Raw genomic sequence first — 24,123 nt, 5'->3', positions numbered from 1 at the left:
TGTCATTCCGCCGCCGGGAAAAGCCTCCTTTGGCCGTCGACTGAAGCTGAACGGCCGGAATGTCCGCAAGCACGATTTCCAGGATAGTCTCCGGCAACGTCTGCTATTGGGCAACAGTAGAGATCACCTCAACGGCCGACATGAGGCGCATTGCGGACCGACTGCTATGGGCCGAGAGCAGACCGGCAGCTTTGGGCTGCGAATATTCAAGATCGGACATTCAGGTTGGTGTGGGCATCGTCGTGACCTGACCCTGACCGGACCTTCCGGGACCGATTTTACTTTCAGACCGGACATTCGGGCCCAACCAGCGCGCATGACCCGAATCGGCCATTCCGGCCGCCTATTGGCGTCACGGAAGCGGACGTTTGCGGCTGGTGGAAGTAGCCGGGGCATTTCGAATGGTCTCGCGCACCTCGATCGCCCCCATCCGAGCGAGCGAGTCCCGCTCCGCGATCTCCATCGCCTCCGCAAGGTTCTTCGCTCGATGAGCAGGAAGCCACCCAGATGCTCCTTGGTCTCTGCGAAGGGCCCGTCGGTCCAACTCGCCTTGCCGGCACGAACGCGCAATAGAGGCTTCGCTACACCCAATACGGTCGGACGCCGTAGTAGTCGTAAACGCGGCGGCCACTCTCGGCATTCCAGTCGAAATCCTGGTCGCGGGCATAGCGCGGAGCGCCTTCAACTTGCTCCTTCGTGATGTCAATGCGGAAGCCTGCAAGGCTCTCGTCATAGTCGAGCTTCTGCCACGGCAGCGGATAGTAGTCGTCGCCAATTCCAAGAAAACCACCAAAGCTGAGAACGGCATAGGATACCCTGCCGCCCCTCTTCTCGAGGATCAGCCTTTCGACCTGCCCGATGTGATTTCCCTGGATGTCATAGACGTTGGTGCCGACGACCATGTCGCTGGCGATAAGATCGTGGGTCTCACGAATGTCGGGGTCCTGGTTTGTCATGATTTGCTCCTTCCCGTCGGTATGGAGCAAAAACGGGTCCGTGCCCTCGAAGTTCCAAGGATTGTGCGGACCAGCCGTCAGCAATCTTCTGGCTTGAGCGAGCGAACCATCCGGGTGACGACCGGATCGTAGGCAACTTTTTGCTCCATGCTGTAGTCCATCAGAAACATGGCGGCGCGATCGCCGCAACCGTTATGCCTCTGACATATCGGATCTGGTCGTCTTTGATCCCCGAGTAACTTGCCCATTCACGCGTCAGCCGCCGATAGATGAATTTCCAGCCTTCTTTTTCGTCCTGACTGATCTGTTTCTTGACCTGAGGCAGGAAGTCGCTTTCGGCGACGTCGGTGCCCCAGACGGCGAGGAGGGCTCCGTCGGGGGATTGGAAGGCCGCGCCACCGCCGTCCTTTGAACGATGCAACAGTTCGAACTCGGGCGGCACGTCGAAAACAAACCCAAACCTTTCGATGCCGAACTGCTGCCATTCCTGCGCCTGAGCGAAGGAGAACATTAGCGCCGAGAAAACCAGCAGGGTTCGGCCCCATGGCCCGGTTCTCTTGTTTACCTTACACTAATGTAAACTGCGACAATGTAGGGATGTTCCGTTTTGAAGAATCGCCTCTTCAGTAGCCGCACAAGAGACGATTTTCACTGTCGCCGGAGGTTGGTAGAGTTGCACGTCGCGACCGGAAGAGGTCGCGAAATCGATGCCGCCAGGTGAAGTTCTAAACGGCAGTTTCAGACAGATCGGTTGTGCAGAATCGGCCGTTGACGTCCCAACCGGCAGAGTTGTTTAGCGCTCTAAGTCCGACCTTAATGCATATCCAAGGCTTGGTGCGGGAAACCGGCATCGCCGCCGAACAAGGTCGCGAGTTCCGTGAACTTGGCAAGCGGCAAATGACCGACAAGCCTGAAGTCACTGATGCGGGTGAGAACAGGCTGTGTAGGTGCTGCGGTCGGTGACCGTCAACGATGCGAATGTAAGGGTCTAGGCAGCAGGGCCGCGATACGGTTGCGGCCCTGACGTCTGATCAACCCTTGAGACGAGCCTTGATCTTGTCCTCGGTCTTCCCAAGGCCCTTCTTGGTGCTTTCGTCAAGCTTGCCGGCAGTTCCGCCGGCACTCATTTTCTTGTCACCAGCCGGTTTGCCAGGCTTTGCCTTCACTTCGCCGCTTTTCGCAGAGCGCTTCACTTCATCCTTGTTCATGGTTTCTCTCCCATAGCTGGGAAACCAACATGCGCTCTCACTGAAAGTTCCAGTAGCCAAGGAAAATAAGCATGGCCGGCTCTGAAATGAAATCGATCGCACATCTCACGCGTGAACGAAGGAAATGGGTGCGTCGATGAACGCGTTCGACGGAATGCCAAGATGGCCGGATAGTCGAAAATGCGATCAATTGGGAGCAACTCCGCCATGCCGCCAAGCTCAGGCCCCGGTCCAGGTGGGCAAGATGGACGCGGTGATGTCCGTCCGGATGACAACCAGTGTCCGCAAAAGGGGGTCGACTCCGGCCGGTGGCTGAAGGTCAGCTAACGAGGCGCGCTGCGAATGACCGGTAGTGGCGCAACCACGACCCTTCTTGGGATGTCGGCTTTCAGGAAGGGGCAATGCTGATCTCAATGTCCGATTTCGGGCGCGATGCAGTCCGACTACTCTACGGCTCGCTTGGGCCGTTTGCCGGCCGGCAGCTTGGGGGCCGAATCCAGTCGGTCCGGTTTCAGATCGAGGATGGGAGAATCGGCCATTCGCTACCGCGGACGCTGCTGAAACCCAATTGGTAACTCTGTTTCAAACGCGTCGTCGCAAGCTGCAAAGACGGGTGGCAGCTCTCTCAGGGCCAAGTGAAGGCCGCCCGGAGAGTGCCGATCTGAGTTGCGCTTCATGCCACCAAGATGCATGCCTTGCGAGCAAGGCTCCGCGGTTCACCAAGAACCTGAAGGGAACGACTGTGCAAAAATTCGTGACGATTGGATATGGAGACCGTGAGGGATACGACCCGCAGTGGCCGTTCGAGATGCAGCCCACGCGCACGACGCTAAGTTGCAGAAAGACGGAGCGTTGATGGGTATCGCGGGCGCTCCTGTGCAAGTGGATCGGCTCACCGGTTCGACTGCCGGCGCCGTGATGATCGTGCAGTTGGTGATGCCGAGTTTCTTGTTATGCGCTCAGAGGCCGGCGAACGAGAACGGCTGGTGGTCCGGCAGGTGAATATGCCACGGATCCTTGCCGCCTCGGTCGGCGAGATCGTCCATTCGTAAACCCCAGGAAGCGGCGCATCAGTTCCAAGTGTGGAGGCATACTCTCCACGATCCATCAGTTTCGCGTCGGAAGATTGTGACTATGGATCCTTCGTAGCGCTGCGTTTCGCCGCCTTCGGCCGACCATTTCCCGGTCGCGTAGGCAATGTCACCGGCGGCCACTGCATCTACCAGTTCGATGCCATGGTTCCCCACACCAGCCGAGATCAATTCCTTCCAGAAGTCTTTGATAGCGCTCGTCCCCCTTATGAAGGCAAGGGTGGACGGCAATACAACCGCGTCGGGTGTGTAATGAGCGGCGACTGCGTCAGCATTGCCGCTATTGAAGGCCGAATTCCAGCCATCATTCGCCTTCTGAAGCACGTCGCGGATATTCTCGGTCGGTTGTGCCATGGCGTTCCTCCGTTGTCTGTCGCCAATTTCTATTAATTGGCCGCCCGAAGGTTTTCAGGTGTTGCGAGTGCTCGTGCGGCTTGCAGGTCAGGCAACGTTTGTCCCTCGGTAAACCCGGAAATGATGAGTGCGAGCCGCTCGCGAGCACCAGAAATGGGACAGTCGGCCCGCGCGAGGCTCAGTGCAGCACGCAGCTCCCAGAATCGCGCGCCCTGGGCCTGGGCAATCGCCAACGCGTCAGAAAGGCGATTTTCGGCGAGTGCAACTCCGTCTTCCCCCGATTGCAGGAGCACCTCGCCCTGTAGGCGTAGCACCTCGGCTGCAAACCATCGTTCATCGGTGCGTTCGATCCTGGCATGTGCTTCTTCAAGCAAACGGAGTGCAACATTGTGGTCGCCGGCTCTGACCTCGATCTGCGCCTGAAGAGCGATGAAATAAGGAACCATGAATTCCGCGCCGGTCGCACGCCACTCAACAAGGCCTCGTTGGAGTTCCAGGCGACCCCGATCGGCATCGCCCGCCTCAGCGAGTGTCCAAGCACTCAAGATTGTGGCGCCGGCAAGCCAAAAGCGGAATCCAGCTTCGCTGGCAATGCGGGTCAACTCTGCGCAGCATTCCCGGACACTTTCGCGATCGCCAAGGATCTGGCGAATGACGCCGCCGAAGAATAATGGCAGAGCAAGGCTGTTGCGATGACCCACACGATGCGCTTCAGCAACCGCCTCGTTGTTGGCCGCCAGAGCCTGATCAGGAAACCCAAGCGGCAGCAATGTGCGGGCGAGATAGTCCAGGCACACGACCCGTGGGTCGAAGGCGTAAACAAACGCCGGCGATCTGTGCTCCTGGGGATCGTAGAGAGCCAAGGCCTGCTCGAGATGTGCCCGGGCGCGGGCGAATTCGCCGGCAGGCAGCGCGCTGACCCCAGCTGCCCGATGAGCAAAGAACGACAGTCCACAATCGTTGCTCGCTTCCGCCAATTCAAGCAGGCGGTCCGCTGCGCTGCGGGCCTCCGCCAACTCGGCAGCATAGAGGTGGTAAAGACATAGACCGTAAAGAACCGGAAAGAGCTGACGTGTATCGCTCAGCTCTTCACAGAGCTCTCGCGCGCGACCATAAGCGGTCGCTGTCGAAGGTGCGGCGAAGCCGTGCGCAGCAACGTGGGTACTGCCGAGCGCCAACTGAGTTGCAAGTTCGCGCCGCGAACGCTCTTCGGATGGTGGCATCGCCGAAAGCCCGGTTAGGGCGTTGTCGAATCTGGCGAGCGCCTCAGTCAGGACAGAGCGAGAAAGCGCCCGACGACCAGCGAGTTCATTGTACTCGACAGCCTTTTTCACAAGGCCCGCCTGACCAAAGTGGTGGGCAAGCAGTTCGGGCTCTGTGGTTACGATTTCGGGGAAGCGTTCCTCGAGAATGGACGCAATCCGGGCATGAAGCTGCTGGCGGCGGCTGTGCAGGAGGCTGCTATAGGCCGCATCCCGCACGAGCGCATGCTTGAAGACGTAAGTTACTTGGCTGTTACTGCCGCGGCGGAAAACAAGGCCGGCCGCTACTAGCTCGTTCGTTGCCCGCTCAAGCTCAAAATCAGGAAGTCCAGCGGCTGCGGCAAGCAACTCGTGCTTGAACTCGCGACCGATCACTGCCCCGATCTGCGCGACCTCCCGGACCGAAGCCAACCGATCGAGCCGGGCCATCAGCGAGTCGTGCAGAGTGGCCGGGACGGCAAACGGAGGCAGTGGGCCCGCCAGCACGAGTTCGCCGTCACGCTCTTCAAGCAGGCCCGATTCAAGCACCACCTTCGTCAACTCTTCCACGAAAAGCGGCACGCCCTCGGTCTTCGACAGAACCTGATCCAGCACTGTTGCTGGCAACTGCTTGCCCCCCGTCATCGCTGCAATGATAGAGGCCGCTTGGGAACGGCTGAGCCGATTCAGGGTCAAAAAAGTCGCGTGCGGAAGACCAGCCCAGCGCACTGCGCCTTCCGGTCGCGAAGTTGCAATCAGCATTATAGGCAAGTGTTGAATCCGGCCCGCGATTTGGTCGAAGAGCTCGGCGGACATCGGATCAAGATAATGCGCATCCTCAAGCTGCATCAGGACCGGCTTGCTGCGGGCCAGTGCCTCCAGCTGCTCGATCAGCACCTCGAATGTGCGAGACTTCTGTTTTTGCGCCATCAGGTCGAGCTTGGGATAGTGTCCCTCGGTCGGGATCGACAGCAATGCCGCGATTAGTGGTATCGCCTCATTGGGGTTCTTTGTCGAACCGGCGAGCAGTTGCTCAAGAAAATCAAGCTGACGCTCGGGCGGGTCCGTCCGCTTGATGTTCCCGGCCCGGAGCAACTGATCCGTCACAGGATAGAGGGCGGTTTCGAGGTGATAAGGCGAGCAGTAATACCGCAGTCGCGTGTGTGCCTCGTCTTTTAGGCGCTCCAGCAGTTCTTGCAGAATGCGGGACTTGCCTATGCCAGCCTCGCCGAATAGCTCGACAACTTGGCCTTCCCCGGAAGCGGCAAGCCGCCACCGATCGAGGAGCAGGGCGATGTCATGTTCCCGCCCTGTAAGCGGCGCAGCTTCGGCTGCGTGAAGTGCTTCGAAACGACTCTCGGCGCGTCCCTCTCCAATCACCTTGAATGCGTTTATGGGCGCGTCGAAGCCTGGCAACCGCTGCGGCCGGATTCTGGTCACCTCGAACAGCTTTCCGATAAGTCTATAGGTAAGCTCCGAGATGACTACCGTTCCCGGCTCGGCCAAAGTTTGGAGCCGAGCTGCAAGATTAGGGGTCTCGCCCACGACTGCATTCTCTTGCGCGGCACCTACACCAATCAGGTCGCCCACGACTACGACGCCAGTTGCAATGCCGACCCGGACCGAAAGTTGCTGCCCGTCATCCAAAGACAAGTCGGCTACGGCAGCGACCACCGCAAGCGCCGCGCGAACAGCGCGCTCGGCCTCGTCCTCGTGTGCCTGCGGCCAACCGAAATAGGCCAATACTCCGTCGCCCATAAGCTTGGCGACGTGCCCCTCATAGCGAACGACTTCGCCAGCGACAGTATTCTGAAACTTCCTTAAGAGGTCGCGCATCTCCTCAGGGTCAAGCCGCGTCGCAAGCGCGGTAGAACCGACGAGATCCACGAACATGACCGTCAATTGACGCCGTTCTGCCTCGCGAGGCCGTCCAGGTTCGCCGGAGCGGTCAACCGAAGCCGACGTTCGGATTGGTGAGGCTGAAGCTGGTTTCGCCGGCTCTAACGCCGGCTCTCCTTGCATCGCGGCAATTGCCTCCAGGATGCGCTTGCGGTGGGCAAGCGCGGCAACCCCGATTTCTTTCAAGTCCTCGGCGGTGAGGCGCGGCAGTATTTCGGCATCAATCGCGTTTTCGTCGAAAGCCAAAATGTACTGCTCCAGGCCTAAACCTCTGAGCCAAACTGCGATATTCATTGGGCTCCCTCCGCAGCCATTTGGCCTCGCTTCGGTGGGGCAGGAAACATATCACAAAGGCATCGCGATAACACGCGAGTTCGTGTGTCGAAGGCCTGACATTCGGTGAGAACCCCGCAAAACGCCGCCAATTGGCGCAACCGCGGCCTGCAGCGTGTTCCCCGCCGATGTCTGCTTATGGGCAGTGGCAAAGTCGCACTCTACGGCCGAAATTAGGCGCGAAGCGGTCATCCATGGCTCCACTACGGGAGTCTGCTTCGGGTCGAGGGTGCGTTTCCGAAACGGCTCTGTAGCGGCAGAACCGGACGTTCAAGGACCCTGCTAAAAAGTAGCGGGCTTGCTTCGGGCGGTTAAGGCCAGGAGCGCCTCCGAAAGACGTTTCTTTGCCCGTTCGACCCCGTTCTCGTCGATCGCTTCGACATCGAGGAACAGGTCGAGGCCAGTCGCGTGCTCGCTGATGACCTGAGGGCGCTGTGCCAGTTCACCAAGGAGGCCCTCGACTTCATAGGGGACAACCTCCCGACTGATCCCCTTCATGGCGATCGGCGCCAACGGACGCGCTCGGACAAGGTCGCGCACGAGCGCATAGGTCTCATAGCTAAGGCAGATGCCGCCAGGTTCGGCAATCGATTGCAGGCGGGCCGCTAGGTTCGCTTCGGCCCCGATGATCGTGTAGTCCATGCGATCATCGGAGCCGAAGTTGCCGACATTGCAATAGCCCGTGTTGATGCCCATGCGAGCTCGGAACGGCTGCTCAATTCCTCGATCACGCCACAACCTGTTCAGCTGCTCTAGCCGGCGCTGCATGTCGACAGCCATGCGCAAGCAGGCCCTCGCGTCCTCCTCGACACCCTTTGTCTCGGGGTCTCCGAAGAACACAAGAAGTGCGTCGCCGATGAACTTGTCGACCGTAGCCTCGTGCTTGAGCGCGATCATTGACATCTCGGTGAAGTACTCGTTGAGGAGTGCCGTGAGGTCCTCAGGCTGGAGCCGTTCCGCGATCGCGGTGAAATCTTTGATATCTGAGAAAAAGATTGTGAGCTTCTTGCGCTCGGTCGCGATAGTCACGTCCTTTTGGCCGCTGAAGATGCTTTTATAAATTTGAGGCGAGAGATATTTGGCGATCTTCAATGAAATTGCGGCGAGAAAGTCGTTTGCCTCGGCGAGTTCCGTGTTCATGCCGTGAACCAAGGCGGACTGCCGACGCTGCAGGAAAATGAACGTTAGACCCGCCGCAGCTGCGAAGCCGAAATACAGAAGCAGATACTTGAAAGAGAGGACGTTGGCCCCGATTGGCTGGGCGACCGATATCTCCTGGATACCTCGGACATCCCCCACCTTCCAGTCTGTCTTGGGGCTGTCCGGGTGCGAGTTATGGCAGTTGACGCAGACTTGTCCCATTACTACGGGAGCCGCCGCGCGAACGTGTCGGTCAAGCAGCGAACCCGAGGCTTCGATGATGGGCTCACTTGGATTGGCGCGAAAGGCAGAGATTGCGTTGCGCTCGAATGTGTCTAGCTGGTGGGGCTCGCGGCCTTTGAAAGGTAGGTCCGAGACGAAGCGATATTTGACGGACCCGTCGTGAGCGCTGATGCGCTTGCCGAGTTCGATTGAGAGGGTTGCTGGGATAGGGATCGCACCTGGCACGTCCCTGTAATTGTGCGTCGCGGTCACGGCGCCGTCTGCTTTCAGGACCCGTCCCACGACGTCGCTGCCGTAGAATCCGCGCATGTCGTCGATGATCCGGCTGATTTCGCTGGCTTGCGTGCGCAGCATGCGTTCCGACAGATCTCGGAGGTCGAGCCAGGCTGCGACGGGCAGACCTATAAGGCCGACGACCACTGCCGCAACCAGGAGCGGTCCCATGGTGCGTTGCTCACGCGCAATCTGTTCACGCAATCCAGCCATTGTCCAGGTTACCGCCCACCCGTAATCCAATACCTGAACTATACCTTCATTCGCGGCTCGCTACCAGCGCCAGTGGCTCGGTGAGAACACGATGGGGCCGGAAGCGGACTTGCGGCTTCGAGGCCTGGAATGTGAGAAGCGGACATTCAGGCGCCCCCCATGCATCGACGTGAACTGACCCATTCGAGACCTTCATTACCGGCGTTGGGGAGGGCAGCTTTGCGCTCGCTCTATGTCGGTCGTCCAGAGCGGTGACGCTCCCCCCGAAACCGGACACTGGGTTAGCGAACAAGCAAACGATGCCAAGTACGCCAGCAACTGTCCGGCGACGATCAGCGCCACAACGGTCGCGGCCCTAGCTTCGGTATCAGGACAATCGCCAGAACGATGTAGATGACCCCGAACACGCCGGCGCCAACGAGGCCACGAGCTTTTCGCGACGCCGCTTGTCAATGTCCAAGGCTCTTGCATCAGTAAGATGACGAGGATCATCGTCAGCGTTCCGCCGACATAGCTGATCAGTGCTGCTCATGGCGCCGATCCCAGGCTGGCCCTGAGACTTGCGACAAGAACTTGCTGAACAACCACGCTAACCCTGCTCCGGCGCCAAGCAGAGCCAATCCCAGCATCGGCAAAAGTTGCACCGCTTACCCCCGCTTTTTTACTATCGCAGGTGACCTTTGCCGGCTTCCAAGTCACAAAGTGTAGACAGAATTTATGCGACAGGCCGAATTTCGCCCTTTCAATGGCAATGACCGTGATCGTTGACCGCTGCATCCGAAGGCATCCGCCACTACTGGAGAAGGGTTGGTATGTCCCAACACAATCTCTCATCCACCTCGGACCGACAGCCTCCATAGCAACGACAGCTAGTAGTCCACCTCGCTGAGTCGTGGTGGCGGACAAAATCACCCTGTTTAGTGCCGGCGTTTACGTCGCCAGGCACTCGGGGTGGTTCCTACATTCGCTCGAAAAACACGGGTCAGATGGCTCTGGTCAGCGAACCCGCAGGCAAGTCCGATCATTGCGATACTCTCATCCGTTGTCTCCAGAAGATCCTTGGCGAGCTCCACGCGCCGTTTCAACAACCAACGATGGGGCGGTTGCCCAGTTGTTGCCTTGAACGCCCGCGTAAAATGCCTTGCTGACAAACCGCATGCATCGGCCAAATCCGCCAGAGACCGATCGGACTGGATGCTGTCCAAGAGTAGTTCCTTTGTTCGCCTTCCCGCCATGGAGCTAAACCTCTGGTAGCCTTCTCTGAAGGCGTTTTCAGGCCGCCATAGGTTCGAGCGAGATGCATCCGGATCGCAACGAAGACGTAATCTGCGAACAGGGCATTCGCTTCCCAGGGTTTTGAAATCGCGGGTAGCAGAGCACTGACCAAATGAAGCAGTACCTCGTCGCGCGGCGGAGGCTGTAACGTACAGACTAGCTGCTCGATGGCCGGCACGCGAAGTTCGTCGGTGAGTTCATTGAGGGCTCGCATTGGCATATAAACGTGCAGCGCCGCAAACGGCTCTGCGAGATCAGCCACCCACGATTGCCTTAGATCAAAAATCCCCAAACCACCCGACGGTGTGCTTGTCCGTCTCAAATGCCGCTCATCGCACCAAAGATCGCCGTCGCTCCAGCCCCCGACAAAAATGCTAGCGAGAAAGGTCTCGCTGCGCGCATGCGGCAAGGTCAAACCTAGGCCGGGTTGGTCTCGGCGAACTTGGCAAGCGGCCATATCGGCGCTTTCGTTCTATTCGTCGTGGCGCCGACACAGTTAACTTAAGGCACATCTCACGAGTTCTCGGTTGCGGGGGACAAGATACCCGCTTTCGCTTACGTCGTCTGCGACATCACGCCGAGCATGCACGCCGAGCTGAAGATGTCGGACGCGATGCCTACGCCGGACCAGCGCTCCTATTACGGCTATCACCGGACCTTCGGGATCTATTTCGAGGTCATCGACTACGGCCGGCTTCTTGCCGATGCCAAGCGTCGCAACCGCGTCTTCTTCGACCGCCTGAACCTCATGGACGCGCAGCTCCCCTAGAATTCGACCGAAAAGGGTCGTGTAGGGGATCGACATGCGCCGTGTCCCCAACTGTCGCGTTCTGCCGCGAGGACGGAGGGATTTAGACGTAGCCGTGAACTAATTTGAACGTCCGCTTTCAGGAAGCCGCCACAAGTGGGCAAATGGCGGGAATCAGGCGCGTTGCCGACCGTCAGAGTCGGGGCCGAAGCGAACGTTGGAACCGAGGCGTGCAAGTCATGAATCCAAGGTATAGCTTCACACAGACCTGCTTCTCGTGGAAATCTGAAACTTCGTTGCACCCACTAGGTTTGGAATGTGACACCGGGCGCCGCACTCTCCTTTGGTTCGTTTACGCTGGTGCCGGCCGAGCGCCTGCTTATGCGGGGCGACGAAAGGCTGAGGATTGGCAGCCGCGCTTTGGATATCCTCATCGTCCTGGTGTCGCGCGCCGGAGAGATCGTTTCCAAAGACGAGCTCGTCTCCCAGGTCTGGCGAAACATGTTCGTCGAGGAAAACAACCTGCGCGTCCACATCACGTCGCTGCGCAAGATTCTCGGCGACGGCCCCGAGGCGCAGCAATATATCTCGAACATTCCAAATCGCGGCTACAGCTTCGTGGCGCCGGTCACGCGCAAGGAGTCGCCGACGCGGGCCGATGGCCAGCAACCCACGATAGCCCGACTGCCGCTACCCCGGCTGGCCAACCGGATCATCGGGAGAGAGGCGGTTCTCGATCAGCTCGAGGGGCAGCTGCCCGAGCAAAGGCTGCTCACCCTCGTCGGTCCGGGAGGCATTGGAAAGACGACAGTAGCGCTCGCTCTTGCTCAACGCCTGGATGATGGTTATTCGGACGGCACGGCGTTCGTCGATTTCTCCGGGCTTGCCACTGGAGCGCTGATCACCGAGCTGATCGCCACCGCAGCGGGCTTAGTGCTCGCCTCGACCGATCCGCTCGCTGAGCTGGCGAACAAGCTTAGTCATCGCTCGATGCTCCTCGTCCTCGACTGCTGCGAGCACCTCATCGACGAAGTCGCGGCGATCGCCGAGGAACTGATCACCAGGACGCGGCACGTGACGATCCTGGCGACCAGCAGGGAGCCGCTTCGGGTCGCGCCCGAATGGGTTCTGCGCTTGCCGCCGCTGGACTGCCCGGGGCCGGACGAGAAGCTGGATGCGGCAAGGGCACTGGATTTTGCTGCGGTCCAGCTGTTCGTCGAGCGCGCTTCGGCAAGCCTTGGAGGCTATTCTTTGAGCGACGCCGACGCCCCGGTGGTGGCCGATATCTGCCGCCGCCTCGATGGCATCGTGCTCGCTATCGAACTGGCTGCGGGGCGCGTTGATACGTTCGGCATTGCCGGCGTTGCGGAATCGCTGCGGTCTAATTTCGACATCCTGACGCGTGGACGACGCACGGCTCTGCCACGCCACCAGACGCTTCGCGCGACGATGGAGTGGAGCTTTTCCCTGCTTTCCCCGGCACAGCAGGCCGCTCTCGCGCAGCTTTCGGTGTTCAATCAGGATTTTACGCTGGCGGCGGCGCGCGCAGTGGTATCGGGTGAAAGTGGCGGCGACGTCGAAGAGTGCATCATCGACCTTGCCGCGAAGTCGCTCGTGGTCGTTGATCGCAATGCCTATCCGGTGCGCTATCGCCTGCTTGACATGACTCGCGCCTACGCAGCCGAGAAATTTTCGGTCGCCGTGTCGCGGGAAGACGCTTCGCGCCGCCACGCAGTCCACTATCGGAGCCTGCTCGAATGTGCCGCGCCGCATGAGCAGGACGCCGGCTGGGTGGACGGCTTCGCCCGCGACGTCGGCAATCTCAGGGCTGCGCTCGACTGGTGCTTCTCGCCGGGCGGCGACGCGGCGGCCGGCGTTGCAATGATAGTCGCGGCAATTCCGCTGTGGTACCATCTTTCGCTGGTCGACGAATGCCTGTTGCGGGTAAGGCAAGCGCTGGATTGGCTCGAACGACAGCCCGACGCCGATCAGCAAAGCCTGATGCGGCTTCATGCGGCCCTTGGCTTTCCGCACATGCGCGCGATTTCAGGACGGCCCGGCGGCGCGCAAGCCTGGACGCGCTCATTCAAGATCGCCCAGAAGGTCGATGATGTCGACTTCCAGCTGCGCGCGCTTTGGGCGCTGTGGGTCGATCGGACAAACGGCGGCGAACCTCGAGCGGCGCTCGAAAGGGCCGAGGCGTTCTGCGCGCTGTCTGAGCGTTCGGCAGACGTCTCGGACCAGTTGATCGGTGAGAGGATGAAGGCAAGGGCACTGCATCTGCTGGGCGATCAGCCAGCCGCGGAAAGCCATGTTCGGCGCATGCTGGATGCCTATCGCCCGCCGTCGAACGGATCGCATCTGGCGCGCTTTCAATACGATCAACGCATCACCGCCCGCATTACTCTGGCGCGTCTGCTGTGGCTGCGCGGCAAAACAGAAGAGGCCCTGCGTGAGATCGACGATATGGTCAGCGCCGCTCTTGCCGCGGGCCACAATCTCACATTGTGCCACGCCCTGTCGGACGCCGCCTGTCCGGTGTCGCTGATGGCCGGTGACCTCGCACGCGCCGAGCGCTATACGGACATGCTGCATCGGCGCACGCACGACCACGCGCTCGACGTTTGGCATGCCTATGCCGAATGTTTCGAGGGCGATATCCTGATTCGAACCGGAGACGCCGCAACGGGCGTCACACTCGTCGGCGAAGCTCTCGACCGGCTGGATCGTGCGGGATTCTATCTTTACCACACTGTCTTCCAATCGATACTCGCCTCCGGGCTGGCGAGGATTGGCCAGGAGCTGGAAGCCGTGGCGCTGCTCGACGACGCTCTGGCGCGCTGCAGGTCGAGTGGCGAGGCTTGGTACTGCCCGGAACTGCTGCACCAGAAAGGCAAGATACTTGCCGAACAGGCCTCGCGCCCGACTGAGGCCCGGCTGCTCCTCCAGCGCGCGATCGAAATGGCGCGAGATCAAGGCGCGTTGGCCCTGGAGGCGCGTTCGGTGGCCAGTCTGGTAACGCTAAACAAGCTGGTTAGCGCCGTTTAGCAACGATTAACTGGTTCACGCCGCTCCACTGCGCAACTGTCTCGTCATCGAACGAAGCGCGCAGAGGGAAAGAGCGATGACTTCAACCCGCAGTACATCCTTACGTCAAGCGGTCGTCGCCGGTCTGGCCGGCACTGCACTGCTCGCCGTCCTGATCACCTCGGCCAACCCGACCACCTCGGCAGAACCCAGCCAGACTGGGTTCTGCGACGCCGCCTGCGTGGAGACGAAAACGTTCGACGTCGACGGCGTCGCCTACGCCTACCGGACGCTCGGGACGCAGTCCGGAACGCCTCTGGTTCTCCTCAACCGCTTTCGCGGGACGATGGACGAATGGGACCCGGCATTCCTCGATCATGTCGCGGCAAGCCGATACGTCGTCATATTCGACAATATCGGCGTGGCCCGCTCCGGCGGCGAGGCCCCTCTCCGCATGGCCGATTGGGCGAGGAACGCCGGCGCCTTCATCGACGGCCTGGGTTTCAAGCAGGTCGATCTGCTGGGCTTCTCCTTCGGCGGCCTCGTCGCGCAGGAACTGACGCTCCAGCGGCCCGGCCTCGTGCGCAGGCTGGTCATCGCCGGTAGCGGCGCGGGCTATGTCGAGGGCGCAAACCTGAATCCCATGGCGATTGAGGTCGCCACCAAGCCGACAAACACAGACGACGACTTCCTCTTCCTCTTTTTCAAGGACACGCAAACCAGCCAGGCGGCCGGACGTGCGCACCTCGCTCGGCTACGGGAGCGCAAGGATTCATTTGCGAGGCTAGTGAGCGAAAAAACCTGGAAGGCAATGCTTGCCGCCGCAGGGGATCTAGGGACGCCGGAAACATCGCTTCTCAATCGTGTCGGGGCGATCCGCCAGCCGGTGCTGGTGGCGAACGGGAACGAAGACGTCATGATCCCAACGCTCCAGTCTTACGCCCTGGCGCAGGCGATCCCGAACGCGCGGCTGATCGTCTACCCGGACTCCGGCCACGCCTTCCTGTTCCAGTACCCGCGCGAGTTCGGCGACGAGGTCATTCGCTTCCTCGGCGAGGAGTCACAGCCGTGAGCGCCACCCTGCATCCGATCCAACTCACCCGCCGCGAGATGCTCGCAGCAGGCATCACTGCCGGAGCGGCGACCCTTCTGCCGGCATATGCGGCGCAGGCGATTTCCGCTGAATCCACCACTCAACCCAGCGAAGGACGACAGAACATGGGCTTCATCACCACGAAGGACGGCACCGAGATTTTCTATAAGGACTGGGGTTCGAAGGACGCACAGCCAATCGTCTTCCATCACGGCTGGCCGCTCAGCGCCGACGACTGGGACAACCAGATGCTGTTCTTCCTGCACAACGGCTACCGGGTCATCGCGCATGATCGCCGCGGCCACGGCCGCTCAACACAGTCCGACACCGGCAACGAGATGGACACCTACGCGGCCGACGTTGCCGAACTGGCCGAGGCGCTCGACCTGAAGAATGCCGTCCATATCGGCCATTCGACCGGCGGCGGCGAGGTCGCGCATTACGTAGCTCGCGCAAAATCGGGTCGCGTCGCCAAAGCGGTGCTGATAGGCGCGGTGCCGCCGATCATGGTGAAATCCGCCAAGAACCCGGGCGGCCTGCCGATCGAGGTGTTCGACGGGTTTCGCGCGGCGCTGGTCGCGAACCGGGCGCAATTTTACTACGACGTGCCCTCCGGTCCCTTCTACGGTTTCAACCGGCCGGGCGCGAAGGTTTCGCAGGGCATCATCGACAATTGGTGGCGGCAGGGCATGATGGGCGGCGCCAAAGCGCACTACGATTGCATCAAGGCGTTCTCGGAAACCGACTTCACCGACGACCTGGAGAAGATCGATGTTCCGGTGCTCGTCATGCACGGCGACGACGATCAGATCGTGCCGTACGCCGACTCCGCTCCGCTGTCCGCCAAGCTTCTCAGGAACGGAACGCTGAAGACCTATGCCGGTCTTCCGCATGGCCTGTGCACGACGCATCCCGACATCGTCAACGCGGACCTGCTCGCCTTCATCAAGAGCTGACCGCAAGCGAAAGAGGAGACTTGCCATGACCTCGACCACGACCGCTATGGCGGAGGAATATCTGGAGCGCGCGGACGGCCCAAGGATCTTCGTGCGCTCTTGGCACCCTGCGTCCAGACCGAGCGCGGTCGTGGCGATTTGCCACGGCGTTAACTCACATAGCGGCCAGTACTTCTGGGCCGCCGAGCAGATGGCCGCCGCCGGCCACGCCGTCTACGCCCTCGACTTGCGCGGTCGCGGGAAGTCCGACGGCGAGCGGTTTTTCGTCGAGAACGTCACTGAGTATGTCGACGATCTATCGATGCTGATCCAGCTCGCCAAGCAGCGGGAGCCCGGATTGTCTGTCTTCCTGCTGGGCCACAGTGCAGGCGGCGTGGTCTCGACCACCTATGCGCTGGACCATCAGGCCGAGCTCTCCGGATTCATATGCGAGAGCTTTGCGTTCCAGGTGTACGCGCCGGATTTCGCTCTCGTGGTCGTCAAGGGGCTCAGCCACGTCGCGCCGCATTTTCACGTCCTGCGGCTGAACAACGAGGATTTTTCGCGCGATGCGGCGATTGTGACATCGATGAACGACGATCCGTTGATCGATAAGGAGGTCCAGCCGACGAGCACAGTCGCAGCACTGATTCGCGCAAACGAGCGGCTGAAGCGCGACTTTCCGCTGATCACGCTGCCGGTCTTGATCTTACACGGCACGGCAGACAAGCAACCAAGCCTGCCGGCAGCCAGCTGTTCTTCGACACCGCCGGCTCCGCCGACAAGACGCTGAAGCTCTACCCGGGCCACTTCCACGACCTGCTCAACGATCTCGGCCGCAAGGAGGTGATCGCCCACGTGCTGCGATGGATCGCCGCGCGCGTGCCGGTGCGGTTGGCATTGGCCGGAGTCGAGTGATTGTCAGGGGGCCGAGATGACGTCCACGGGCGCGCCGCTTCGCATAGCCGTCATGCTCAGTCGGTCCTCGGAAGCCGGCAACGTCGGGCTCGAGCTGTTCCTGGGGGTCTACTACGCGCTTCAGGATGCGGGCGCCGAGGTGCTTGTAGCGTCGATGTGCGGCGGCTACCCCTGGCCCACGCGTTTCACGCGACTGGGAGCGGAAGCCGACGAGCTTGCAAGGCGGTTCCAGGCCGACCGCCGCGCCCGTGACGATCTCGCCAACACGCTCAGATTCGGCGAGCTGTTCGAGGAGGATTTTCACGGCGGTTTCTGCGTCGGCGAGCCGGGCGCGCTCTGGCGCGACGCTGATCGCAACTCGGCCGCGGCGCTGATCGCTCAGTTCCTGCAGGCAGGCAAGCCGATCGCCGTTCTACCGAGCCTGCTGGATATCCTCCCCAAGGGCGCGGGAGATGGCCTGCTCATCCTCGGCGACGGAGCCTGGCCGCCGTCTGCCGCCGTCGCTGCGCTGTTGGCTGCAGCCACCAGACAATTCGAGATCAGGAGATTGGGCCATGAGACTTGATCGACGCACCTTCCTTGCCGGCGCCGCCGGGTTTGTCGGCTGCTCTTCAGTGCGGCCATGGCGCGCCATGGCCGCCTCGCCCCACCGCTTCCGCCACGGTTCCTTCAACATCACGGTGCTGAGCGACGGCCATTTTATGCTGCCGGCGGAGGTCGTCGCACCGGACGCGATGTCTGCCGAATGGGTCGACATCGAGAAACGGCTTGGCGGGAGCAGCGGCGCCATCGATGCGAAATGCAACGTTCCGCTGATCCGGACCGAGAAGGACCTGATCCTCTTCGACGTTGGAACCGACGACCCACAAGGACCGGCTGAACCAGGACATCCTGGATTTCATCAAAGGGTGAGGCTCCCGGCGAGGCCCTCTAGCCTGAGACTACATGGCGTAGGAGAGCACGATGCCCACCGCGCATACAATCAATTTGTCTCGCCGCGGCTTCTGCCTGTGCTGCCTAGCCTCGGCTATTTTCGCCGAGGCGGGAGGTTGGCTGGCGCCGAGACAGTTCATCATGAATCCCGCCTTCTTCACCAGGCTCGCTTACGCGGGCGTATGACCAGCCCGGCGAGGAGCACTGCAGCTTTCAGTTAAACTTTAAACCGCTGCCTCCGCAGCCATGCGCACTGGAACCCATCATGGGAAAATTAGACGGAAAGATCGCTCTCGTTACCGGCGGAAATAGCGGTATCGGCCTGGCAAGTGCAAAGCGCTTTATGGAGGAGGGCGCGTACGTGTTCATAACGGGACGGCGCCAGCCCGAACTGGATAAAGCCGTCGCGTCGTTAGGTGACAACGTCACTGGCGTTCGCAGCGATGTTTCCAGTGCTCAGGACCTCGACCGACTGTATGAGACCGTCACGGCCCAGAAGGGCCGCATCGACATCCTCTTCGCAAATGCCGGGCTTGGCGAGTTCATGCCGCTGGGCGAGATTACGGAGACGCATTTCGACACAACCTTCGGCGTCAACGTTAAAGGCACGCTGTTTACCGTCCAGAAGGCATTGCCGCTGATGCAGGGCGGTGGCTCGATTATTTTGACCGGTTCCACTACTGGAAGCCACGGATCCCCTGCTTTCAGCGTCTACGGCGCGAGCAAAGCAGCGATTCGCAGCTTCGCCCGGAGCTGGATTCTCGATCTGAAAGGTTCCGGGATCCGGGTGAACGTCCTGTCGCCGGGCGCGACTTCGACGCCGGGTTTGCACGGCTTAACGCCTGATCTCGAACAAGGTCGTCAGATGACGGAGTTTTTAATCGCCCAGACTCCTCTGGGACGCATGGGACGTCCGGACGAAATCGCAGCAGCGGCGCTTTTCTTGGCGTCGGAAGAAAGCAGCTTTGTAAATGGCGTCGAATTCTTTGTCGATGGCGGTATGGCGCAAGTATGAGCGTCCAAGATGCGGGCCCGGCTATTATTTTAACTGGTACTACACAAGGTAATAGAATGACCGAAAGCCCGACTTTGTGCTGCGAGCAGCCAGATATTCTGCTCAAGAACCCAGATAGTAATTGGGCATCTATGGGTGGCCACCGACGACGCGCCGGTGAAAGTCTATCTGTCCAGCGCGTCTGGAGAGCGTAAGCGCCGGGTTGATGCGCCCGCACGCCAAAATCAACCCCGATACCCAGTGCCGAAGAGAACTTTCGTTCAGCAGGAGAAACTCATGACAAATCTTTCGCGCAGAGCCTTTGCCTTCGCAATCCCTGCGGTCCCAGTTGCACTAGGCTCCGCTTTGGCCGCCAGCGTGAATACCGCGAAAGCGCGGACTGCCGATCCCAAAGCGCTCGTGCCCTCAGCACAAATCAGGATCGGCCGCTTCACCGTAACCGCGCTAGTGGACGGGTTTGCCGATATGCCCTTCGGCTATTTCCCCGGGAGCACGCCCGAACAAGTTGAGGAACGAGCGCAGGCGATATCGGCGGCCAAGCCCGGAGGCATCCGCTTCGTATTTAACCAGTATCTCGTCGATGACGGCGAGCGCCTGATCCTGATCGACACCGGCCCCGCCGGCGCGATGGGCAAAACGGGACAGCTCCCTGGTGCGCTCGAAACAATGGGAATCACGAGAGAAGATATCGGGGCGGTCATCGTCACGCATATGCATGTCGATCACCTCGGCGGCCTGGTGGCCGGTGGAAGCCGGAACTTCCCGAATTCTGACGTGTACGTCGATCGCCGTGACGTCGCGTACTGGACTGATCCCGCGAAGAGAATTTCAGCTCCGGAGTTCCTGAAACCCAGCTTCGATGCATCTTTGGAACTGGTCCGCCTCTATCCAAACCTGCAGGCAATGGATGGCGAACGTCAGATCACACCGGGCGTCTCAATCATCGACCTGACCGGCCACACGCCCGGGCACATCGGAGTCCGCATCGAGGATGGCGGACAAAGTCTGCTGATGGTTTCGGACATGCTCTTCCCTGTTGTCCATCCCTCGAATCCGGAGGTCGGCTTCCTGTTCGAGCAGGACCGACCGGCCGCGCAGATCATGCGCGAACGATTTTTTCCGCGTGCGGCCGAGGAAAAAGCCCTGATCGCGGCCACCCACATGCCTTTCCCAGGCTTGGGACGAATCGTGGCCGACGGCGGAAAGATGCGTTGGATACCAGCCGAGTGGGCTCATCATCAGGAATGAGCCCGACCGCCTGCTTTGGAGCACATCATGCCGCACCAAGCTCACCAAAAGTGCAGTGACCTACGTCAAGGAGCCGACGGCGGCGATTGGCGAAGGCGAAGCGCTGCTGTGCTGCGCAGTCCCCGCCCAAGAAACGACGGGGGAAACCAGATCCAACTCGAACTCTGATACTCGTCATTGATGCGTCTGACGCAAGAGTATCGTCCGCCTTTTCGACGTTCATCATCGTCCAGGCCGGAGCATCTTATCGGGGACGAAAGGGACAGCCTTTCAAAACCAAATCAAGGAGATAGACATGTCCCGCATTCCCACGCCCGCCACAATCAACGATGCACCGGAAGCGTCCCGCCCTGTGCTTGAAGCCGTCCAGAAGCAGATCGGCTCCGTGCCGAACATCTTTCGCCTGGTGTCGAACAGCCCCGCCGCTCTGAACGGCCTGACGGCGCTGCAGGGCGCTCTCGGCAAGGGAAAGCTGGCTCCGGCCACCCGCGAGCGGAACGCCCTGACCATGGCCGAGGCTAATGGTTGCGATTACTGCCTGTCCGCGCATACCTATACCGGCGCAAAATTCGCCAGGCTGGACGAGAGCGAAATCGAGGCGAACCGCCGCGGCACCTCGAAAGATCCAATGGCTGCCGCCGCTGTCGAATTCGCCCGCGCCCTTGTCGACGCGCGCGGCTCGGTGGCGCCGGACGAAATCGAAAAGGTCCGCGCCGCCGGTTACGGCGATGCCGAAATTCTCGAGATCATCGCGCATGTCGCGCTGAACACCTTCACCAACTACGTCAACGAAGCTCTGGGCACCGAAATCGATTTTCCACGTATCGATCGCCTTGCCGCATGACCAACGAAGGGTGGTCGTTTCCTGCGACCACCCTCCCATCCTTTCAGCGCTGCACAAACAAGGAACTTATCAATGTCCCGTCCGCCGCTTCCCCCTTTCAATGAACAGTCCGCCATCGAGAAGGTCCGCCTTGCCGAAGATGGCTGGAACAGCCGCGATGCCGCCAAGGTCGCGCTTGCCTATACAGTCGACACTCGCTGGCGCAATCGCGCCGAATTCGCAACCAACCGTGCCGAGGCTGAGGCCTTCCTGACGCGCAAATGGAACCGCGAGCTCGATTATCGCCTGATCAAGGAGCTTTGGGCCTTTCAGGGTGACCGCATCGCCGTTCGCTATGCCTATGAATACCACGACGACAGCGGTCAGTGGTTTCGTGCCTACGGCAACGAGAACTGGGAGTCGCCGAAGACGGGCTAATGCGCGCGCGCCATGCCAGCATCAACGAGCATCCGATCACGGAAGCGGACCGCAAGTTCCGCTGGCCGCTCGGCCGCCGACCGGACGATCACCCAGGCTTGAGCGACTTCGACTTTTAAGCGAGACCCGGATCAAGGAGGTCACCGCCATGGCAGGCTTCAAGGTCGATGCGAAGGCACTGCTGTCGATCGAGCTCGCGCTTACCACCGGCCGCGATGATCGCATTTTTCCCGGCAGCAGGAGGAAGACGCGAAGGCACGGCGCGCGACGTCAAAGAGATCCCTGCTCGCCAATGGCGCGTGGAACATCCAACGGGGAAATGGTTCTGGCCAGTGTTTCCAGGCAAACCGTGAAGGGACGATCACTGGTGATCGAGCACGATTCAGGCCGACGCCCATGCTCGTTCAATACGGCAATCTTGAGCACCAATTATGACTGACGAATGGCCTCCACTTCAACCGGTTCTCACGGGTGTCCGCGGTTTGTGCCCCCGTTGTGGGAAAGGGCATCTTTTCAACGGGTTCCTGACGCTTAAGCCTAAATGCGAAGTGTGCGATCTCGACTACTCGTTTGCAGATCCCGCTGATGGTCCCGCGTTCTTCGTAATCTGCTTTGCATGTGTGCCGAGCGTTCTTCTTGGCGTATGGCAGCAGGTCGCTTTTGAGACACCGTACTGGGTCCATCTGCTGACCACGCTGCCCTTCATGCTCATCACTTGCATCCCCCCGCTTCGGCCTCTCAAAGGTTGGCTCATCGCTAGCCAGTATTTCTACAAGGCTGAGGAAGGCAAGATCGACCGCGATTACGTGAGGCCTCGGCACGCTTCGTCCGGAGACGGCGAGGAAACCACACCTCCTCCCGTACCGACCTCTGGCGACGACTCATAAAGATGCGTTGGATACCATGAGTGGGCTCATCCGGACCTAGGAGCACTCGCGTCATCGTTGACGATACCGTTCGCGGTTTCACCAACAATCGTGAAACGATCAAATGCGTTCAGCGCCAAACCACAGCCTAGGTGTTGTAGCCTTGATCTGATGTCAGGCGTATAGCTAACTTCACGGGTATGGCTGTTGCTACACGGCGAAAAGGACCGGGCTCAACGGATGACATCCGACGATAATAGGCACGAGCCTGTCGAACAATTGCTCGACACTCCCGAACTTGCGACTGCGCTCGAAAGTGAACAGTTCAAGAAGTTCCTCGACCAAGTTCCTATCGCCATTGCGGTATCGGATCTGAGGGATGGCGAGACGGTGGTCTACGCCAATCCAGAATTCGAGAAGCTTTCCGGGCTTGCCGCCGCTCGCCTTGAGCAGGAGAATTGGAAGGGGCTTTCGGGGAGTGCGGTGAAAGCGCCCTTCGATCAGCGGATCGATGAAGCGATTGTCACACAAACGGACTTCATTGGAACCTTCCGCCTCGAGCGAAAAGGCTCAGGTTCAGCGATCGTAGACGTCTATTCGAATGTCATCGAGGACGACGACGGCAAGCTCTGCTTTCGGCTTGTCGCCCTGGTGGATGTGTCTGCCCATAGCGATGCGGACAAACTGTCCATTGAGGAGCGGATCCGGGAGAAAGATACGCTCCTCCGCGAGCTGCAGCACAGGGTCAAGAACAACCTGCAAATGATCACTGCGCTCATCCGAATGGAAACTCGGAACGCAGTCGAGCCAGACAAGAAGCGATTTGAGCGGCTGGCTGGGCGCGTTGACGCACTCGCGATCCTGTATCAAGCGCTGTCTGGTGAGGATGACAAGGACGAGATCGATTTGGGCGTCTATCTGAGCCAGATAGCCTCCGCCGTGATGACCTCTCACGCGGTGGAGGGTATCCGCCTCGACATGAAGGTCGACACCTATCCGGTTTCGATAAATGTCGCCATGCCGACAGGACTGGTTGTGAACGAGCTTCTTACAAACGCGCTGAAGCATGCCTTCAGAGGTCGGGAGGGAGGGACAATCACGCTGCGGAGCATAGTGGACGGCAATGGTTGCCGGGTCGTGGTCGCTGACGACGGTATCGGTCTGCCTGAGGGTGTGACATGGCCTGCACCCGGTAAACTCGGAGCCCTCATCGCGCGGTCGCTGACCGAAAATGCCAAGGCGCAGTTCGACGTCACCTCGGCCGTCGGTGAAGGAACCAAGGTGACCATCATCTTCAATCGGTCGGCTGCGATCGCCGGCTGAATAGATCATGGAGCCGGCTCGACCGGAATCGCCATTACTGGCATAAACCGCCCGCGGTAGGATCTATGGATTTATCATCGGGCCGCCCGCCCTGGGGTTGTAGGGAAAAGCGAGACGCTCCGCCAGAGCCTCTGAGAGATCTGCGACTGAGGTCGACTGCACGAACGAATTGTGATGTGGCCCCGCCTCCCGATCCAAGGACCGCTTCGGGATCGAGAACTGCACCTTTAACTGGGCGGGCTCGAAGGGTCGCTGTCATCGATGCGCCGCTTAATGTAATCCCATTGAGTGTCGTCGCTGGCTTGGAATGCCGCCATCACCACAGGAATATGCCCGAGGTTAAGAACGGCCTCGATGACCGACCGTTTTTCGTCCACCAAATCGGCGTAGGTCGAGCTGACGAAGATTTGGTATTCAACGTCCATGCGGCTTCACCCTTCGATCCGCCCTTGTAAGTCTGCAAGCAGGCTGGGGATAACGTTCCGTGCCCGCATCAAGAAGCCAGTCATGATTCTTGCAAGGGGTGAAGC

Annotated in this window: 22 protein-coding genes and 3 pseudogenes; 15 read left to right on the top strand and 10 right to left on the bottom strand. The window is 60.1% G+C overall.

Annotation, left to right across the window (positions count from 1 at the left end; all coding sequences use genetic code 11):
- Positions 1-352 precede the first annotated feature (352 nt).
- The 9 genes and pseudogenes from AC0L3D_RS28185 to AC0L3D_RS28145 form a co-directional block, all read right to left on the bottom strand.
- Positions 353-570 (bottom strand): annotated as a pseudogene (locus AC0L3D_RS28185) (YciI family protein); the annotation flags it as partial.
- Between the two features lie 11 nt (positions 571-581).
- Positions 582-956 (bottom strand): PRC-barrel domain-containing protein, encoded by a 375-nt coding sequence (locus AC0L3D_RS28180; protein ID WP_023799003.1) that lies wholly within the window; start codon positions 954-956, stop codon positions 582-584.
- Positions 957-1,116: 160 nt separating this feature from the next.
- A complete protein-coding gene (locus AC0L3D_RS28175; protein ID WP_473630194.1) occupies positions 1,117-1,467 on the bottom strand; it encodes a hypothetical protein in 351 nt (116 codons plus the stop codon).
- Positions 1,468-1,987: 520 nt separating this feature from the next.
- Positions 1,988-2,164, bottom strand: a complete 177-nt coding sequence (locus AC0L3D_RS28170) for a hypothetical protein (protein ID WP_473646491.1) — start codon at positions 2,162-2,164, stop codon at positions 1,988-1,990.
- 1,070 nt (positions 2,165-3,234) lie between these two features.
- A complete protein-coding gene (locus AC0L3D_RS28165) occupies positions 3,235-3,609 on the bottom strand; it encodes a YybH family protein (RefSeq protein WP_023798999.1) in 375 nt (124 codons plus the stop codon).
- Between the two features lie 32 nt (positions 3,610-3,641).
- A complete protein-coding gene (locus AC0L3D_RS28160) occupies positions 3,642-7,043 on the bottom strand; it encodes an adenylate/guanylate cyclase domain-containing protein (RefSeq protein WP_473646490.1) in 3,402 nt (1,133 codons plus the stop codon).
- Positions 7,044-7,364: 321 nt separating this feature from the next.
- Positions 7,365-8,951, bottom strand: coding sequence for an adenylate/guanylate cyclase domain-containing protein (locus AC0L3D_RS28155; protein ID WP_023798997.1), 1,587 nt, complete (start codon positions 8,949-8,951; stop codon positions 7,365-7,367).
- A gap of 917 nt (positions 8,952-9,868) precedes the next feature.
- Complete coding sequence (locus tag AC0L3D_RS28150) at positions 9,869-10,102, bottom strand: helix-turn-helix domain-containing protein (protein WP_473480923.1); 234 nt, start codon at positions 10,100-10,102, stop codon at positions 9,869-9,871.
- Complete coding sequence (locus AC0L3D_RS28145; RefSeq protein ID WP_473630198.1) at positions 10,033-10,488, bottom strand: hypothetical protein; 456 nt, start codon at positions 10,486-10,488, stop codon at positions 10,033-10,035. The genes AC0L3D_RS28150 and AC0L3D_RS28145 overlap by 70 nt, the downstream gene beginning before the upstream one ends.
- 339 nt (positions 10,489-10,827) lie before the next feature.
- Here AC0L3D_RS28145 and AC0L3D_RS28140 point away from each other — a divergent pair, with 339 nt between their 5' ends.
- The 15 genes and pseudogenes from AC0L3D_RS28140 to AC0L3D_RS28070 all read left to right on the top strand — a co-directional run bounded on the left by AC0L3D_RS28140 (position 10,828) and on the right by AC0L3D_RS28070 (position 23,593).
- Positions 10,828-10,995 (top strand): hypothetical protein, encoded by a 168-nt coding sequence (locus AC0L3D_RS28140; protein ID WP_473480777.1) that lies wholly within the window; start codon positions 10,828-10,830, stop codon positions 10,993-10,995.
- Positions 10,996-11,292: 297 nt separating this feature from the next.
- Positions 11,293-14,022 (top strand): ATP-binding protein, encoded by a 2,730-nt coding sequence (locus AC0L3D_RS28135; RefSeq protein WP_473646488.1) that lies wholly within the window; start codon positions 11,293-11,295, stop codon positions 14,020-14,022.
- A 76-nt stretch (positions 14,023-14,098) separates the two neighbouring features.
- The gene (locus tag AC0L3D_RS28130) at positions 14,099-15,073 is read left to right on the top strand and encodes an alpha/beta fold hydrolase (protein WP_473630190.1); all 975 of its coding nucleotides are present in this window, start codon (positions 14,099-14,101) and stop codon (positions 15,071-15,073) included.
- Positions 15,074-15,219: 146 nt separating this feature from the next.
- Positions 15,220-16,050 (top strand): alpha/beta fold hydrolase, encoded by an 831-nt coding sequence (locus AC0L3D_RS28125; RefSeq protein WP_287377996.1) that lies wholly within the window; start codon positions 15,220-15,222, stop codon positions 16,048-16,050.
- 25 nt (positions 16,051-16,075) lie between these two features.
- Positions 16,076-16,822: a lysophospholipase gene (locus AC0L3D_RS28120; RefSeq protein ID WP_473646487.1), complete on the top strand. Its 747-nt coding sequence runs from the start codon at positions 16,076-16,078 to the stop codon at positions 16,820-16,822.
- Complete coding sequence (locus AC0L3D_RS28115; RefSeq protein WP_473646493.1) at positions 16,783-16,947, top strand: hypothetical protein; 165 nt, start codon at positions 16,783-16,785, stop codon at positions 16,945-16,947. Before AC0L3D_RS28120 ends, AC0L3D_RS28115 begins: the two co-directional genes overlap by 40 nt.
- Positions 16,948-16,963: 16 nt before the next feature.
- Positions 16,964-17,512: a type 1 glutamine amidotransferase family protein gene (locus tag AC0L3D_RS28110; protein WP_473646485.1), complete on the top strand. Its 549-nt coding sequence runs from the start codon at positions 16,964-16,966 to the stop codon at positions 17,510-17,512.
- 398 nt (positions 17,513-17,910) lie between these two features.
- Positions 17,911-18,015 (top strand): annotated as a pseudogene (locus tag AC0L3D_RS28105) (MBL fold metallo-hydrolase); the annotation flags it as partial.
- A gap of 130 nt (positions 18,016-18,145) precedes the next feature.
- Complete coding sequence (locus AC0L3D_RS28100) at positions 18,146-18,895, top strand: SDR family NAD(P)-dependent oxidoreductase (protein WP_287229497.1); 750 nt, start codon at positions 18,146-18,148, stop codon at positions 18,893-18,895.
- A gap of 276 nt (positions 18,896-19,171) precedes the next feature.
- Entirely contained in the window at positions 19,172-20,143 is a 972-nt protein-coding gene (locus tag AC0L3D_RS28095) for an MBL fold metallo-hydrolase (protein WP_473630187.1), read from the top strand.
- A 295-nt stretch (positions 20,144-20,438) separates the two neighbouring features.
- Positions 20,439-20,987, top strand: coding sequence for a carboxymuconolactone decarboxylase family protein (locus tag AC0L3D_RS28090; protein WP_473646483.1), 549 nt, complete (start codon positions 20,439-20,441; stop codon positions 20,985-20,987).
- A 72-nt stretch (positions 20,988-21,059) separates the two neighbouring features.
- Positions 21,060-21,523: pseudogene (locus tag AC0L3D_RS28085) on the top strand (nuclear transport factor 2 family protein).
- Positions 21,524-21,552: 29 nt separating this feature from the next.
- The gene (locus AC0L3D_RS28080) at positions 21,553-21,843 is read left to right on the top strand and encodes a hypothetical protein (RefSeq protein WP_473630184.1); all 291 of its coding nucleotides are present in this window, start codon (positions 21,553-21,555) and stop codon (positions 21,841-21,843) included.
- Positions 21,836-22,291, top strand: coding sequence for a DUF983 domain-containing protein (locus AC0L3D_RS28075; protein ID WP_473630183.1), 456 nt, complete (start codon positions 21,836-21,838; stop codon positions 22,289-22,291). The genes AC0L3D_RS28080 and AC0L3D_RS28075 overlap by 8 nt, the downstream gene beginning before the upstream one ends.
- A 219-nt stretch (positions 22,292-22,510) precedes the next feature.
- Positions 22,511-23,593 carry a sensor histidine kinase gene (locus AC0L3D_RS28070; protein ID WP_023798984.1) on the top strand — a complete coding sequence of 361 codons (1,083 nt, stop codon included), beginning with the start codon at positions 22,511-22,513 and terminating at the stop codon, positions 23,591-23,593.
- 227 nt (positions 23,594-23,820) lie between these two features.
- Here AC0L3D_RS28070 and AC0L3D_RS28065 read toward each other — a convergent pair whose 3' ends face one another.
- Positions 23,821-24,018, bottom strand: a complete 198-nt coding sequence (locus AC0L3D_RS28065; RefSeq protein ID WP_473630182.1) for a DUF4062 domain-containing protein — start codon at positions 24,016-24,018, stop codon at positions 23,821-23,823.
- Positions 24,019-24,123 lie beyond the last annotated feature (105 nt).

The sequence above is a fragment of the Mesorhizobium sp. WSM4837 genome (assembly GCF_055811435.1).
This window is presented reverse-complemented; position numbering and strand designations above follow the sequence as displayed.

Coding starts and splice junctions, on each gene's coding strand:
- AC0L3D_RS28180 (WP_023799003.1), bottom strand. CDS start 956: ATGACAAACCAGGACCCCGACATTCGTGAGACCCACGATCTTATCGCC.
- AC0L3D_RS28175 (WP_473630194.1), bottom strand. CDS start 1,467: ATGTTCTCCTTCGCTCAGGCGCAGGAATGGCAGCAGTTCGGCATCGAA.
- AC0L3D_RS28170 (WP_473646491.1), bottom strand. CDS start 2,164: ATGAACAAGGATGAAGTGAAGCGCTCTGCGAAAAGCGGCGAAGTGAAG.
- AC0L3D_RS28165 (WP_023798999.1), bottom strand. CDS start 3,609: ATGGCACAACCGACCGAGAATATCCGCGACGTGCTTCAGAAGGCGAAT.
- AC0L3D_RS28160 (WP_473646490.1), bottom strand. CDS start 7,043: ATGAATATCGCAGTTTGGCTCAGAGGTTTAGGCCTGGAGCAGTACATT.
- AC0L3D_RS28155 (WP_023798997.1), bottom strand. CDS start 8,951: ATGGCTGGATTGCGTGAACAGATTGCGCGTGAGCAACGCACCATGGGA.
- AC0L3D_RS28140 (WP_473480777.1), top strand. CDS start 10,828: ATGTCGGACGCGATGCCTACGCCGGACCAGCGCTCCTATTACGGCTAT.
- AC0L3D_RS28130 (WP_473630190.1), top strand. CDS start 14,099: ATGACTTCAACCCGCAGTACATCCTTACGTCAAGCGGTCGTCGCCGGT.
- AC0L3D_RS28125 (WP_287377996.1), top strand. CDS start 15,220: ATGGGCTTCATCACCACGAAGGACGGCACCGAGATTTTCTATAAGGAC.
- AC0L3D_RS28120 (WP_473646487.1), top strand. CDS start 16,076: ATGACCTCGACCACGACCGCTATGGCGGAGGAATATCTGGAGCGCGCG.
- AC0L3D_RS28110 (WP_473646485.1), top strand. CDS start 16,964: ATGACGTCCACGGGCGCGCCGCTTCGCATAGCCGTCATGCTCAGTCGG.
- AC0L3D_RS28100 (WP_287229497.1), top strand. CDS start 18,146: ATGGGAAAATTAGACGGAAAGATCGCTCTCGTTACCGGCGGAAATAGC.
- AC0L3D_RS28095 (WP_473630187.1), top strand. CDS start 19,172: ATGACAAATCTTTCGCGCAGAGCCTTTGCCTTCGCAATCCCTGCGGTC.
- AC0L3D_RS28090 (WP_473646483.1), top strand. CDS start 20,439: ATGTCCCGCATTCCCACGCCCGCCACAATCAACGATGCACCGGAAGCG.
- AC0L3D_RS28080 (WP_473630184.1), top strand. CDS start 21,553: ATGGCAGGCTTCAAGGTCGATGCGAAGGCACTGCTGTCGATCGAGCTC.
- AC0L3D_RS28075 (WP_473630183.1), top strand. CDS start 21,836: ATGACTGACGAATGGCCTCCACTTCAACCGGTTCTCACGGGTGTCCGC.
- AC0L3D_RS28070 (WP_023798984.1), top strand. CDS start 22,511: ATGACATCCGACGATAATAGGCACGAGCCTGTCGAACAATTGCTCGAC.
- AC0L3D_RS28065 (WP_473630182.1), bottom strand. CDS start 24,018: ATGGACGTTGAATACCAAATCTTCGTCAGCTCGACCTACGCCGATTTG.